This is a genomic window from Bradyrhizobium sp. (assembly GCF_035652035.1).
Lineage (GTDB): Bacteria > Pseudomonadota > Alphaproteobacteria > Rhizobiales > Xanthobacteraceae > Bradyrhizobium.
The window spans coordinates 1-14,575 of the sequence record NZ_DASREO010000017.1 but is presented as its reverse complement, the minus strand read 5'-3'; the positions used below and the strand labels follow the sequence as shown (position 1 = coordinate 14,575).

Annotated in this window: 9 protein-coding genes; 7 read left to right on the top strand and 2 right to left on the bottom strand. The window is 61.4% G+C overall.

Features of this window, described 5'->3' with window-relative positions; genetic code table 11:
• Positions 1–11: 11 nt before the first annotated feature.
• Both VFB05_RS06480 and VFB05_RS06475 read right to left on the bottom strand, forming a co-directional pair.
• Positions 12–2,066, bottom strand: a complete 2,055-nt coding sequence (locus VFB05_RS06480; RefSeq protein ID WP_325010172.1) for an AAA family ATPase — start codon at positions 2,064–2,066, stop codon at positions 12–14.
• Positions 2,067–2,208: 142 nt separating this feature from the next.
• On the bottom strand, positions 2,209–3,456 hold the full coding sequence (locus VFB05_RS06475) for a glycosyltransferase (protein ID WP_325010170.1): 1,248 nt from the start codon (positions 3,454–3,456) through the stop codon (positions 2,209–2,211).
• Between the two features lie 576 nt (positions 3,457–4,032).
• On the opposite strand from VFB05_RS06475, the gene VFB05_RS06470 reads away from it, so the two are divergent.
• The 7 genes from VFB05_RS06470 to VFB05_RS06440 form a co-directional block, all read left to right on the top strand.
• Positions 4,033–4,752: a nucleotidyltransferase family protein gene (locus VFB05_RS06470; protein WP_325010168.1), complete on the top strand. Its 720-nt coding sequence runs from the start codon at positions 4,033–4,035 to the stop codon at positions 4,750–4,752.
• Between the two features lie 62 nt (positions 4,753–4,814).
• Positions 4,815–5,951: a DegT/DnrJ/EryC1/StrS aminotransferase family protein gene (locus VFB05_RS06465; RefSeq protein WP_325010166.1), complete on the top strand. Its 1,137-nt coding sequence runs from the start codon at positions 4,815–4,817 to the stop codon at positions 5,949–5,951.
• Positions 5,952–5,953: 2 nt separating this feature from the next.
• Complete coding sequence (locus VFB05_RS06460) at positions 5,954–6,661, top strand: sugar transferase (RefSeq protein WP_325010164.1); 708 nt, start codon at positions 5,954–5,956, stop codon at positions 6,659–6,661.
• 10 nt (positions 6,662–6,671) lie between these two features.
• Positions 6,672–7,685, top strand: a complete 1,014-nt coding sequence (locus VFB05_RS06455; protein ID WP_325010162.1) for a GDP-mannose 4,6-dehydratase — start codon at positions 6,672–6,674, stop codon at positions 7,683–7,685.
• A 30-nt stretch (positions 7,686–7,715) separates the two neighbouring features.
• Complete coding sequence (locus VFB05_RS06450) at positions 7,716–9,182, top strand: tetratricopeptide repeat-containing glycosyltransferase family protein (protein ID WP_325010160.1); 1,467 nt, start codon at positions 7,716–7,718, stop codon at positions 9,180–9,182.
• Positions 9,183–9,339: 157 nt separating this feature from the next.
• Positions 9,340–11,349 (top strand): tetratricopeptide repeat-containing sulfotransferase family protein, encoded by a 2,010-nt coding sequence (locus VFB05_RS06445; protein WP_325010157.1) that lies wholly within the window; start codon positions 9,340–9,342, stop codon positions 11,347–11,349.
• Between the two features lie 40 nt (positions 11,350–11,389).
• Positions 11,390–14,575, top strand: a 3,186-nt coding sequence (locus VFB05_RS06440; RefSeq protein ID WP_414643158.1) for a beta strand repeat-containing protein, incomplete at its 3' end; no start/stop codon positions are given.

Here is a 14,575-nt window from a genome sequence, read left to right as displayed (position 1 = left end):
GACCTCGGCAGTCATGAATTCCGGTATCGCGCCATTGCCGTCCGGAAAGTTCGAAACCAGGTGGTGGTGCGCGATACCGGGTCAAAAGACTCCTTATGCAATTGATGGATGCCGTCGCCCGACAGGCCGGCAATCAGCTTGCGTCGCAACGCGGCATATGAGGCGCCAAGTGACGCGAAAGCCTTCGCTTTGAACGAGCTGGATGAATGCTTCTCCTGCATGAAGAAATATTCACAGACGTCGCCATATCCGTAGCCGGCATGTTTCTCGAGATCGACCCGTGTGATCACAGCGCTTACGGATTGGTCAGGATCTATCGCCGGGACAGCGTTGTTGCGCAGCAAGCCCAGTGCGCGTTGTACGAACTCACGTTTAGTGCTGCCCCACTTGACGACGAAAAGGATTTCGTCCGCCAGGCTGGCCAAAAGCCGTGTTTCGGACCTGCCAAGGACCGGCGGCGCCTTGATCATGATGCAATCGTAACTATCCCGCAATTTGTCGAGCAGACCCGGTAGTTCGATTGCAGCAAATCGCATTAGCGGATTGGCGGGCGATCGGCTCACGGGCAGATAATAGATCCCCTGCTCGGGAACAAGCTGGATGACGTTCGCCGCAGAAGCCTCACTCAGCGGATGATCGACGACGGTGCTCCGGCGTTGGTCCTCGATCGCGCGCGGGATCGACGTTTGCTTGTCGTCAAAATCGATCAAAAGCACGCGTTGTTGCAGGTGCGCCATGCAGGCGGAGAGGCTCATGGCCAGCGTGGTCTTTCCCTCTCCGGGCAGGCTAGAGGTGATCAGGACCACTTTGGGCCACGGGGACGTCAACTGCATCGTCGCTGCGATTGAACGTAGAGCTTCGGCATAAGCGGTGAGAGGCGTGGCTGACACGCACTGATCCAACAGGGCTGCCGCATCCGTCTCTGGGACCTGTGGAACGAGGCCGATGCAGGGGACACCGAGCGTCTCGTTGATTTCGTGCTCGCTTCGTAACCCTCGGTCGAGCCTCTCCAGGAGGACGCTCAGCAGCGAGCCGCAAATCAGGAACAAGACCAGGGCTGGAGGAATGAACAGAATCGGATTCGTGGAGCTCGGCCGGTCTGGCGTTACGGCGAGCGACAGGATGCTTGCATCGGACATGCCGGTCTCCCGGCGGTCCCGGATCCCCTGCTGTCGTCGCAGCAAGGCATGATACAGCTGGCTCTTCGTCGCAGCCTCTCGTTCGAGCTGCTGCAGGCGCTGGTCGGCCGCGCCGGTCTCGCCCGGCGGCTTTGAGGCATCAGACCTCTGCAGCAACAGCTGCTGAACATCCGCTCGGGATCGGTCGATGTCCGTCTTTAGCTCGGCAATGCGGCTATCGAGCCGGGTTAATTCTGCAGTCTTGTAGTTGCGTTCCCGGTCCTGTCCCGTCTCGATATAAAGTTCCACAACGCGGTTGGCGACGATCGCGGCTGCATCGGGGTCTGTCGACGTAAAGCTCACGCGGATGATGCGCGACGCGCCTTCGCGATCGACCAGGAGATTGCGTTGAATCTGGTCGACGTCCAGGCTCTTCCCGTTTCCGTCGTTGCCGGGTCTCCTGATCCAGGCCTTCAAACGTTGCGCAAGAACCGAGGGGCTCGGTACCCAACTCGGAGCGACGGTGAACAAGGGCGCACGGCGCGCGGTGCCTTCAGCATCGTTTTGCTCATCGGCACGTGGTGATGCATCTGACTCAGGGATGCCCTGCAGGCTGTTCGCGACGTGCTGCAGTTGATCGCGCGTGAGAAGCATCTTTACGTGGGTTTCGATCACGACGTCGTCCCGGGTCGGTGAGTCGACCGGGCCGTCCCTCTGAGCGATCGCGATCTGCGCCGTAGCGGTGTATTTTGGCGGCACAAGCAGCCCAAGGACAAACACGGACAGGGTGCCACACAACGTCGTGGTCAGGATGAATCGGCGGCGCCGGCGCAGGATATTGATGAGTTCGCGGACGTGAAGTTCGCCGATCGAGTCGCGGTCGTCTGCCGGACCGCTCGAAGCGTGGCCGGCTCGGACAGACGTCTCCGCTCGCGCCGCATGCCTCATGGTTGACCTCCTGGCAGCTCTCTCGATTGATCACAGAAGCAGTTGCATAGATGTGGTGCCGCGTCGTCGTCATCGCATCGACTGCCGCAAGTCGGAGCCGGCTGGCTGCAGGGTTGAGCAGAAACCCGGGAATGGGTATTCGTCATGAAAGTCTCTTTCGCAGTTGCGACTCCGGTGCAGAGTTGACCACTGGGGTCCTTTGCCGAATGGGCCCGTTGAGCAGCTCGTTATAGGCAGTGATGTAGCGGGCGATGGTGAGGTCGAGGCCGAATTCCTGCCTGACGATGTCGGAAGCGCGCGCGGCCATGGCCATCGCTGCGTCACGGCCGTCGAGTAGTTCGATAATTCCGGACGCAAGAAGGCGCGGCGCATGAGGCGGAACGAGCAAGCCGCTCCAGCGGTCCCGCACGACGTCAACGCAACCCGGCATCCGGGTTGTCACGATCGGTAGTCCGGCAAGTGCCGCCTCCATCAGGGCGCGCGGCACGCCCTCGCGATACTCGGTCGGAAACGCGAAGACGTCGGCCGCCTTGAGCAGGGAAGGGACGTCGGACCGCGGACCAATCGCCATCACGTAGGGGGCATGGCGGTCGATCTCCGCCTGTGTTACCGCCAGTGGTCCCTCGCTTTCTCGCGGGCCGACAAGCACGAAACGAACGGCTGGTCGGGCCTGGTGAACCAGCGCGGCCGCCTCCAGCAAGGTTGGAATCCCTTTTTGCCGGGTCAGGCGCGTAACGGTGATGACAATCTCACAGCCTTCCAGCCCTAGTGTCCGCCGTAGCTCCGCTGCTGTCGGCCCTGCCGCCGCCGTCCGCTCGAACAACCCGATATCGATACCTGATCCGGGAATCAGCCGGCTCAATCCCGAGCCTATCAACGCATGGTGTTCGAAAAAGGATTGATCGTCCCGATTCTGGAACACCGTCATCGCCGTCGACCGGGCGGCAAGCCGGTGAAGCGCGCGGTAAACCGGGGAGAGCGTGAGCGCGAGCACCGAACGCGAAGAATAGATCCAGCCCAATCCGTTGATGGTTCGTATGACTGCTACCCCGCTATTGACGGGGGTCGCGAGAGGAACGAGCAGATTCGGCTTGGTGTCGAAGCTCTGGGCAATGTCCGGTTGGATATCCGTGATGAGGCCGCGAAGGGCCCTGATTGCACTCCAATCGGCCAGCGGGTTGATAAACCGGTCAAAGCGGAACGGATGATAGTCGATGCCTGCGCGAGCGAAGGGAGCGCTATTGCCAGTACCGGCCGCCGTCACCTTCGTCCCGCGATCGGCAAGGGCGAGCAGGAACGGAATGCGAAGGTGGTGATCCTCTCCCCCGATGCAGAGCACATGTGCCTTCAAGTCACCAATCTCCTTGCTTCGCTCGCGGAAGAGCGACATGGGACTCGCGCGCGCGAGCCCATGCTGCAGCAGATTGCGAGACCCTTGGACGCAAGATTTTCGGCCTAAGGCCCTTGCACGCCCAGCTGTGTCGAGACTTGCGGTGTCATCGATCGGCTGGCCGTGTCGATGCAGCGATTGAATGTTAGCAACACTGGTTTCGAAAGCATCCTTGCATTGGAGGTACCCCTTAAGAGGTTAGGGTTGTTCATCGGGAAGCGATTAGCGTGCGGCGCCCGCAAGGCGGTCGATTTTCCATAATACTGCGGGCCGAGCCCGCGGCGTGGTGGTCGCGAGCCGAATGCACCATCGTTACGGTGGTGAACTCCGCAGCTTGTGATGTCCCATCAGCCGCGACACGGTCAACCGCGCTCTACCGGCTCCTACAGTTGCGCGCTTCGTGGGTCCTTGAGGCGAACATCCGACTTCTGCGGCGCGTCGTCACAGCCTGGAGGTGGTAATTCGCTTTAGCCAAACGCAATGGTCGCGAACCGGCTAACATTTGCACGTGGATTGGCGGTAGGCGCGATCAAAAGGGGGACAGTCGCTCCGGCGGAGCGCGACACGGAGGAAGAAATGAAGGCTGTTATTCAGTGCGGCGGTAAGGGAACGCGTTTGCGCCCCCACACATCTATTCTGCCAAAGCCCCTTATGCCGATCGGAGCGCGACCCGTGATCGAGCTCGTGCTCAAATGGCTCAGGCGAAACGGGATCAGGGACGTCTTCGTTACAACAGGTTACCTAGGTCACCTTATTCGCAGCGTCTGTGGCGACGGCAATCAATGGAACATGCACATCAGCTACACCCAGGAGCCGGAGCCGCTTGGCACCATCGGTCCACTATCGTTGCTGCGCGATGAGCTCAACGAGCCGTTCCTGGTTCTCAATGGCGACGTGCTGACCGACCTCAACCTCAGCCAGTTCGCGAATTTTCACCGCCGGCATAACGGGGCTCTCAGCATCGCCACCGCCACGCGTCTTACGAAGATGGATTTTGGCGTGATCGACGAAGCCGAGGGGCAGGTCACGGCATTTCGCGAGAAGCCCGATTTGCAGCATCTCGTCAGCATGGGGATCTACTGCATGAACCCCACGATCCTCGAATGCATACCGTCCGGCGTTCCATTTGGCTTCGACGACCTGATGGTCCAGATGCTTCAGGAAGATACAGCCGTGCATGTCTTCAAGCACAACGGACGGTGGCTCGATATCGGCCGGGTCGAGGACTTCCTCAAGGCTCAGGATATCCCATGGGACGAGCAGTCCCCTGCAATCGCGGCCGTGGCAGCCGCCTGAGACCGCTTCGCTGCTCGCGACGCGGTTGAACGGTTTGCTCGGGCATGAGCGGAGGCTATCGCATGCTATTGGTATCGGAGCCCATCCTTGGGGCAGAGGAAAAGTTAGCTCTCGCCAGCGTCATCGACAGCGGCTGGATCACGATGGGAGATCGCGTCCGCGAGTTCGAGCAGGCGTTCGCCCGCCTGCATGGCGCCGAAGACTCGGTCGCCGTCAGCTCGTGCACTGCTGCTCTTCACTTGATCCTGCATGCGCTTGGTATTGGGCCTGGCGATGAAGTTCTCGTGCCTTCGCTGACTTTCGTCGCTACTGCCAACAGCGTGCTCTATGTCGGAGCTCGGCCTGTCTTCGTCGATATCGCGTCGCCGGACGTGCCTCTGATGTCGCTGGATGACGCGGAAGCCAGGTGCAGCTCAAGAACCAAGGCTGTTATTCTCGTACATTTTGCCGGCTATCTTCCGGAACGCGAGAAGTGGCAGTCGTTCGCCCGGCGCAAGAGGTTGCTCTTGATCGAAGACGCTGCCCATGCGCCAGGGCAGCCGGCAGCGGGGACGTTCGGCGAAGCGGCCGCGTTCAGCTTTTACGGCAACAAGAACATGACGACAGCTGAAGGAGGCGCGATCATTGCACGCGACCCGCTATTGAGGGAAACCATCAGGCGGGCACGGTCTCATGGCATGACGAGCGGCACGCGGCAGCGCCTTGACAGCCGCACTCCGGACTACGATGTGACGATCCTCGGATTCAACTATCGCATGGACGAGTTACGGGCTGCACTTGGCCTCGTGCAGTTGAGGCGGTTGCAGGAGTGGAATGACATCAGGAGACGGCTGTCGCTGCACTATCGCCGGCTCATTGTGAATCATTGCTCCTCGGTGACGGTTCCTTTCGCAGATGAATGGCCATCTGCGTATCACCTGATGCCGGCTGTTCTTCCGGCGGAAACCAGCCGGCAAGCAGTCATCGACAGTCTGCGCGGCCGAGGTATTCAGACCACCGTGCATTATCCTCCCGTGCATCGGCTGACATTCTACAATCAGATCTGCCAGCGTTGTCATTTGCCGCAAACCGAAGAGTTTGCGCGGCGCGAGCTCACGTTGCCGTTGCACCCGCGGATGTCGCTGGTCGACGTCGAGTTCGTGATAGAGGCGCTTGCGGCCGCGCTGAGCGCAAAGGCCGCGATGGAGGCTGTTGCGTAACGATGTACGAGCTCTCTGGACCTTCAATCGGTGCACGGGCGGGTTTGCACCACCCATCCGGTGATGGGTTGCGACGCGCACTGGATGTTGGATGTGCCGGCGTTGCGGCCTTACTCCTCGCGCCGGCCGCCCTGATCGTCGCGCTCGCCATCTGGATCGAAGGTGGGAGACCCATCCTGTTCTCGCAGCTTCGTCTGGGACGAAATGGACGGCCCTTCCGGATGTACAAGTTCCGCAAATTCAGGCGCGATTGCGACGCCGGCGGCTGCCCGCTCACTCTGGAAGAAGACGGGCGTTTGACGAGAGTCGGGCGGCTCCTTGCCGCATCCAAGCTGGATGAACTACCGCAACTTTGGAACGTTCTGCGAGGCGATATGTCGGTTGTTGGCCCACGACCGGAGTCGCTTGCATTCGCCGATTGTTTCCGCAACGGCTTCGAAAGGCTTCACGAACACAAGCCGGGCCTTTTCGGGCCCTGTCAGGTCTTGTTTCGGAACGAAAGCAAGCTCTATCCCTCCAATATGACTGCGGTGGAGTTCTACCGGAATGTCTTGTTCCCGGCGAAAGCGGTGATCGACCTGGACTATTTCTCGCGCCGGACGCTTGTCTCCGATCTGGGTTGGATCGTCCGGGCGGCGTGGATGATCGTTTCCGGAGCACGAACAAAACTGATTCTCGATCGTCGGCCGATCGATATGCGGAAACGATGAGGCGGCACCGATGCCGGAGCGCTACGTCGATGCAAAAATCCTGGTAACCGGGGCAGACGGGTTCATCGGCTCGCACCTGACGGAAGCTCTTGTCGGCGCCGGCGCCGAAGTTACGGCTCTCGCGCAATACAATTCCTTCGACAACCACGGTTGGCTGGACGATCTGCCGCAGCCGGTTCGGGAGAGGGTCAATCTCGTGCGTGGCGATATCCGCGATGCGGCGTTTGTTGGCCGGCTCGTGCGAGGCCAGGAAATCGTCTTTCATCTCGCCGCGTTGATCGCCATACCCTATTCGTACGTCGCGCCGCAGTCCTATGTGGAAACCAACGTACTCGGTACACTGAACGTCCTCGAAGCTGCTCGAAATCACGGTACGGAGCGGGTCGTTCAGACTTCGACCAGCGAGGTGTACGGCAGCGCGTTGACGATGCCGATCAACGAATCGCATCCGCTGCAGGGACAATCGCCGTACTCGGCTTCCAAGATAGCCGCGGATATGATGGCGGAAGCATTTGCGAGGTCGTTCGACGTACCGGTCGTCATCCTGAGGCCGTTCAATACGTTCGGGCCGCGCCAGAGCGAAAGAGCGATCGTAGGCGCCATTATTCGGCAAGCGCTGGACCCATCCTGCCCGGCAATCATGGTCGGCGACGCGACGACGGTGCGCGATCTGACTTTCGTTGCCGATACTGCGGGCGCGTTCATGGCCGCCGGGCTGTCCGAAAACCTGGAGTACGGCCACGCATATAACGCCGGCAGCCAACGGGCGATCAAAGTGAGCGATCTGATCGATCTGGTTGTGGAGCTCACATCCAGCGGCAAGCCCGTGGTTCAAGACGACAAGCGCCTGCGGCCGGTGAATTCGGAAGTGCGGGCGCTTCTTGCCGATTGTACGCGCTTTGCGCGTGCGACGGGATGGTTACCACGGATTCCTCTGCGAGAGGGGCTGGAAAAAACCATCGAATGGTGGCGCTGCCGCCTCTCGGACAAGAAGGTGCGCCGGCAGAGAGACTTCATCACATGAACGGATCCCTCGACTCGAGGTGAACACGCCATGCGACGTCGCCTCAGATCGATCTCGCTGAACGAGCTGCTGAGGGTTGCCGGCGAATTGTCGGAAGCTGGAAAGCTGTCCGAGGCCGAGCGGTTGTTGGACCACATTCTGTCGGCTGCGCCGGATGAGCCGCTCGCGCTGCACGACAAGGGCGTTGTGCTTTTTCGCTTGCAGCGACACCAGGCGGCTGTCGAGACGATCGAGCGCGCGGTCAGTCTGGCCCCCGAGACAACGGTCTTCCGCCGCAATCTGTGTCCGATCTATGAGCGGATGGGCCGTTATGACGATGCGTTGCGCGTGGGGCATGAGGCGCTCGACAGAGCTCCGGACGATCTGCAGACCTTGTACAATCTGGCGGTCGTCTACTATCGGAAATTGGAGCTGGACAAGACCATTGCGTGCGCTCGTCGCGCTTTGGCGCTGGATCCTGCAGCTCCGGGCCCACATTTTCAGTTAGCCGAGGCACTGTTGCTGCGTGGCGAATTCGCGGAGGGCTGGAGCGAGTATGAGTGGCGTTACCGGGTTGCGGACGCGCCGCCGCTCTTGCCCTCGATCGATCGCCCGCAATGGGACGGAGCGCCGCTGCCTGATGCCACGTTGCTGCTGATCGCCGACCAGGGTTTCGGCGATGCCATCCAGTTCTGCCGCTATGTCCCATGGGTCTGCGCGCGTTGTCACCACGTGGTGGTCGTGGCCGATCCAATTCTGCATCCGTTGATCCGGCAGGTGCATCCAGCGCCTGAATTGGTGGACCGCTGGGACTGCTGTCCGCCGTTCACCGCCTATTGTCCGCTATCCGGATTGCCGCGTTTGCACGGCACCACCCTCGATACGATTCCCGGCACGGTCCCGTACCTCCGCGCTGATCCCGCGCAAACCAGGAGTTGGCGCGCTCGCTTGCAGGAGTTGCTGCAACCGGCGACGCGCCGCGTCGGAATCGTCTGGGCCGGAAGACCAACTCACAAAAATGACCGTAACCGCTCCATGAACCTGTCGACTCTTGCACCGATCGCCGCATTGGACGGCATCTCTCTCGTCTCGTTGCAGAAAGGGTCGGGGCAGGTTGCGATGGCTGACTATTTCGAGCGCGCCCCACTGCTGAACTTGGGCGCCGAGATTGCCGATTTCGCCGACATGATGGCCGTTGTCGAAGCGCTCGACCTGATCGTCACCGTCGATACCGCCGTGGCGCATCTAGCGGGCGCAATGGGCAAACCTGTCTGGATTCTGCTCCCCTATTCACCCGATTGGCGCTGGCTGCTGGAACGCAGGGATAGTCCCTGGTATCCGGCCGCGCGCTTGTTCCGACAGCCAAGCCCGGGCGATTGGAACAGTGTGGTACGCGAGGTCGCCAACGCGCTTTCCGAGCCCCGCGAGAGCCAACCATTTCTGGGTACCGCGAATGGCTCGTGCACGGGCGCTCAGTACTCCTCATTCGCCGAGCCGGATATCGCTGCGAGGGTTTAACCTGTCAGTGCCGCTCGCCTCGAAATCGAGACCAGGCCGCACGACTGCGTTCGAAATGATCGCGGCCGACCGGGATTCTTCGTTTCTGTGTGAGGGCATCGAACGCTGTCGCTGAGCCGTCTCCAGCTCAAGACCCGAATTGTTTGGGAGAGCTTTGATGTTTCGGGTCGTTGAGCCAGGTGCGGACGAGGTGAGGAGGGCAGGTCCGCCCGACGCTGCCGGTTTGTCCTGGACCACGAGCTTAGGCGGAGCCTGCGGCTTGCAAGAAATGCTTGCGGAACGTGATGGGCCGCTGGCGGCGAACGGACGCCTTGTTGCGCGAGGCACGACGAACGCAGATCGGCAAGCCCTTTGCGGCTGCAGCAGCGGCCTGAAACGCAACCGATGCTGCGGACTAGATCCCGCTTTCGCCGCCTTGCCCGAGGAAAGGGCGCAGGTCGATGTTCTTGCCGGTTCTGCGGTGAAGGCGCTGGCCGATGGCGACGTCGCCACGGCCGAGGCGCAAAGCCTGGATGTGCTGGACATCGCGCCCCGATTTCCGACTGCTCTTTGGACGCTATATCAAATCCGCCGTCGTGCAGGTCACGAACAGGCGGCGTTGGCGTTGCTGCAACGGCTTGTGACAGTGGCGCCCAATAATGTCGAAGCCGCGCAGGAACTGGCGATGCTGCTGTTCCAGCGAGGCGACATGGTCGCAGCCGAGCACCACGCGCGAAATGCAATCCGGCTCGCGCCGTTGCATCCCCACTCGCACAGACTGATGGGGATGATTCTGACCGAAACTCAACGTCCCCATGTCGGCGAGTTTCACTATCGTCGTGTTCTCGAACTATCCGGCGAACGCGACCCGATCCTGTTGGCCAACCTCGCCTGGAACCTGAAGTGCCAGGGAAGGATCGCGGAAGCGCGCACGCTTTACAAGGAATCCGTGGCGAGCGCACCCGATGTCTTCCAAACGCTGTTTGGATGGGGCCAGCTCGAGGAAGTTGACGGCAATTTCGCGGTCGCCAGGTCACTGCTGGATCGCGCCGCGGAGATTCGCCCCGATGATCCGGGCTTGCGGGTCGCTCGATCGACGCTGGTCGCGCGCGAGGGCAATCTTGCAGCGGCGCTCGCCGAGCTGGGGTCCGATTCAACCGGTGCAGCGAACAGCGCGGCTGTCGCGGCGCACGCGGACCCTAACGCGCTGCTCGAGAAAGGCCGAATTCTCGACAGGCTCGGCCGGTATGATGAAGCGTTCGCCTGCTTCGACGAAGCAAAGCGACTGGCGCGCGAAATCGTCGGAAAATCCTATCTCGATCAACAGGCCCGCGAGATCGCCGACCGCTTGCGGCAATTCTTCGTCAGCGATCGCCTGCGATTAATGCCCAGGGCGTCCGTGCGTGAAGGACACTCACAGCCAATCTTCATCCTCGGTTTCCCGCGCTCGGGAACGACACTGGCAGAGCAGGCGCTGTCCAGCCATCCCAGGATTTCGGCCGGCGACGAACTTCCGTTCGTCAACGAACTCATCGACATGATTCCGAGATGGTTCAGCAGCCCGTTGTCCTATCCCGAAGCTCTGGCTGAATTGTGGATGGGAGACAATCGGCGCGGAGCTGAGACATTGCGGGACGCATACCTGCAGAAGGCGGAGCTCCGAGGAATAGTCACACCTGGGAGCGCCTACTTCACGGACAAGATGCCTCTGAACGAGATGCATCTTGGCTTGATCTCCCTGATCTTCCCGCGGTCGCCTTTGATCCACGTCGTGCGTCATCCGTTGGACGTCGTTCTATCCGTGTACGCCCATCACCTGACCCACGGATATTTTTGCGCCTATGGGCTGGAGACGATCGCGCGCCATTACGCCCTGGTCATGGATCTGGTCGGTCATTATCGAACGGAAGTGACGCTGCGGTATCTGCCGGTGCGGTACGAGGACATGGTGGCGGATATGTCGGGCAGCGTGCGCCGCATGCTTGACTTCGTCGGTGAGAGCTTCGACGAGCGTTGCGTCAATTTTCAGGAAAATCTGCGCCGGCCGCAGACCCCGAGCTACGCGCAGGTTTCGCAGAAATTATATGACCGATCCCGCTTCCGTTATCGCCACTACCGGAAGCATCTGGAGCCGGTCATCCCGATACTTAAGCCCATTATCGAACGGCTTGGCTACGTCTTGGATTGATTGCTTCCACGACGTTGCGGCGAACAGTTGAGTAATGCCGATGTCAACGACGATCAGCAGCAGTGTGACTGGACCGGTAATCCTCGCCCCCGCAACCGATAATCCTCTGTACATCACCAGCACGGGCACGGTGACTTCGACGGGAATTTCTGACGGCATCGACGGGGGTGCCGGCACCACCTGGACGATTTCGAATGCAGGTGTGGTGTCCGCCGCTGTCACCGGTAATGGCGTGTCGTTGGCTGGCAGTGGTATCGTCAGCAACACCGGTTCGATTTCGGGCAATGATGCGCTCCGGCTCAGCGCGGGCGGCAGCGTGACGAATAATGTCGGCGGGTCGATCTCGGGCTTGGGCGCTCTCGGAGTTGGAATAGCTACCGGCGCGGGTGTCTACATCGGAGGCGCCTCCGGCACGGTGACGAACCATGGCGCGATCTCCGGGGTGGCGTATGGCGTCGTGCTGGGAGCCGGGGGCTCGGTGACCAACACCAGTTCGATTACCGGTGGTGAGGACGGCGTCACCGTTCATGGGGCCGCAGCGACAATCGCGAACTACGGAAGCATTACCGCGACAGTGGATGACGGCATCGGTCTGTTCGCCGGCGGCAATGTAACGAACGCTGCAGGCGCGTCCATTTCAGCCACCGGCACCAAGGGTGCCGGCGTCTACATCACCGGCGGTGTCGCCGCGATTACAAATGCGGGCAACATCTCGGGGTCCAGCGTCCACGGCATCCTTATCGAAGGCGGCGGCAATGTCCTGAACGAGGCGACCGGGTCGATTTCGGGAGTGAACACCGGCGTGTTTTTCAAGGTCGAGCCGGGGACCGTAACGAATGAGGGCCAGATTACGGCGACGGGGACCCAGGGCTCCGGCGTCTATATGGAGAACGGCGGCAGTGTCACCAACACCGCGACCGGAACCATCACGGGCCACAAGTTCGGTGTCTTCCTGGAAGGCGCCGCGACGACCCTTGCGAACTATGGCAGCATTTCGGGGACGACTTATGACGGCGTCGTGCTCGGGCTTGGCGGCACCGTGACGAACGCGGCGGGCGCTTCCATTTCGGGGCTCACCGGAGGCATCTATATCAAATACCGGGCCGCCGGCACCGTCACCAACAGCGGCAACATCAGCGCGACCGGAACGGGAAGCGCCGCGATTGATCTCGCCGATGGCGGCGTCGTCACCAACAATTCGACCGGATCGATCTCAGGCAACGCGTTTGGCGTCTTTATCACCGGAGCCGCAGGTACCGTCACCAACTCGGGCAGCATTACGAGCGCGAAGTACGGCGCCGTCGAACTCGTGAAAGGCGGCATGGTCACCAACAACGCGGGCGCCTCGATCACGGGCGGCAGCAACGGCGTCTATGGCGAAGTAGGTGGGTCGGCCACGGTTACCAACAGCGGCATTATCAGTGCGGCAAGCGCCAGTGGCGCGGGTGTCGATCTCGCCGGCGGTGGCAGCATTACCAACAATGCGGGCGGTTCAATCTCGGGCGGCGGCTTCGGTATCTTTACCACCGGCGTTGCTGTGACGGTTAGCAACAGCGGCAGCATCTCGGGGTCCCATGGCATCGCTCTTGAGGCCGGCGGCAGCGTCACGAACACCTCTTCCGGCGTGATCCTCGGGCAGGTCGCCGGTTTCTTTTCGCAAGGAGCTGCCGCGACGCTGAGCAATGCCGGCAGCATCAGCGCGACCGCTGGCGCCGCGGCCGACATGGAGGCGGGCGGCAGCGTCAGCAACCTTGCCGGCGCGACGTTATCGGGTAGCACCTTTGGCATCTTCCTTGTCGGCGGTTTAGGTACGGTGACGAATGCCGGTGCGATTACCGGCGGCACCGACGGCATCGAGCTGGGGGCGGGCGGCAGCGTCACGAACAATGCCGGCGGCTCGATCTCGGGCACGTCGTTCGGCGTCTTCACCACCGGCGTTGCCGCGACGGTGGACAACAGCGGCAGCATTTCGGGTTCCAAAGCTGTTGGCCTCGAGGCAGGCGGCAGTCTTACGAATGCCGCGTCCGGTTCGATCTCCGGTCAACTCGACGGAGTCCATGCTCAGGTAGGAGCCGCGACCGTCAGCAATGCCGGCCACATCAGCGCGACGGCTGGGCCAGCTGTCGACCTGGAGGCTGGCGGCAGCGTCACGAACCTCGCCGGGGCGACGATTTCGGGGAGCTCCTTTGGCGTCTACATCAATGGCGGCTCCGGCACTGTAACCAACGCGGGCACGATCTCGGGCGGTACCGACGCCGTCGATTTCGCCGGCAGCGGCACCAATCGGCTCATCGTTGACCCTGGCGCTGTGTTCGTCGGCCATGTGAACGGTGGTACCGGCACCAGTACCCTCGAGCTTGCCGCCGGTACCGGCTCGATCAGCGGCATAGGCACCGGTTCGTTCGACAACTTCAAAGGACTCGCGGTCGATATCGGCGCGACCTGGACGCTCAACGGTGCCAATGTTGCACCAACGGTCCTCGATAACGGCACGCTCGTCGTTGCCGGCTCATTCGACGTCTCGACCGCAATCGACCCAAGCAGCACCGGCCTGTTCCAGCTGGGCAGCAGCGCCACGCTTGAACTTGCTGCGGCCACCGGTTCGACGGCCCAAATCAAGTTCCAGGACAGCAGCAGCGAGCTGATCATCGACAACGCCACCCTGTTCGGCTCCAATGTTGGCACCGCATCCTATGCGGGGCCGCAGCTGCAAAGCTTCGTCGATGGCGACAGGATCGACCTGAGGACCTTTTCCGCGGCAGGCGTGACGTTCAGCTACAACGCCTCGACGGGTCTACTACAAATATCTAATAGCGCCCATCAGGTCGCCGACCTCGAATTTCAGACTTCCAGTCTTGGCAGCACGCACTTTGCGGTGAGTGGCGATGGAGCGAACGGCGTCATCGTCACAATCGATCCTCCGCCACCGGTGGTGACGACGTCAAATCTCGCCGAGAACCCCCTTCAGACGCTGGCAGCATCTAGCCTGTTCACGGTGAGCGACCCGAGCGGCTACGCGATCACCAAATATGATTTCTGGGACCGCACCAGCGACCCGGCGAGCGGCCACTTCTATTTCAATGGCGTTCTGGTGCCGGATCACACGGAGCTTGTGGTCACGGCAGCACAGCTCAGCGAAGTGACGTTCGTCACCGGCACGGATGGCAACGCGCTGGAAGTGCGGGCGTTTGACGGAGTGAACTGGAGCGCGTCCGACAGCCAGCTC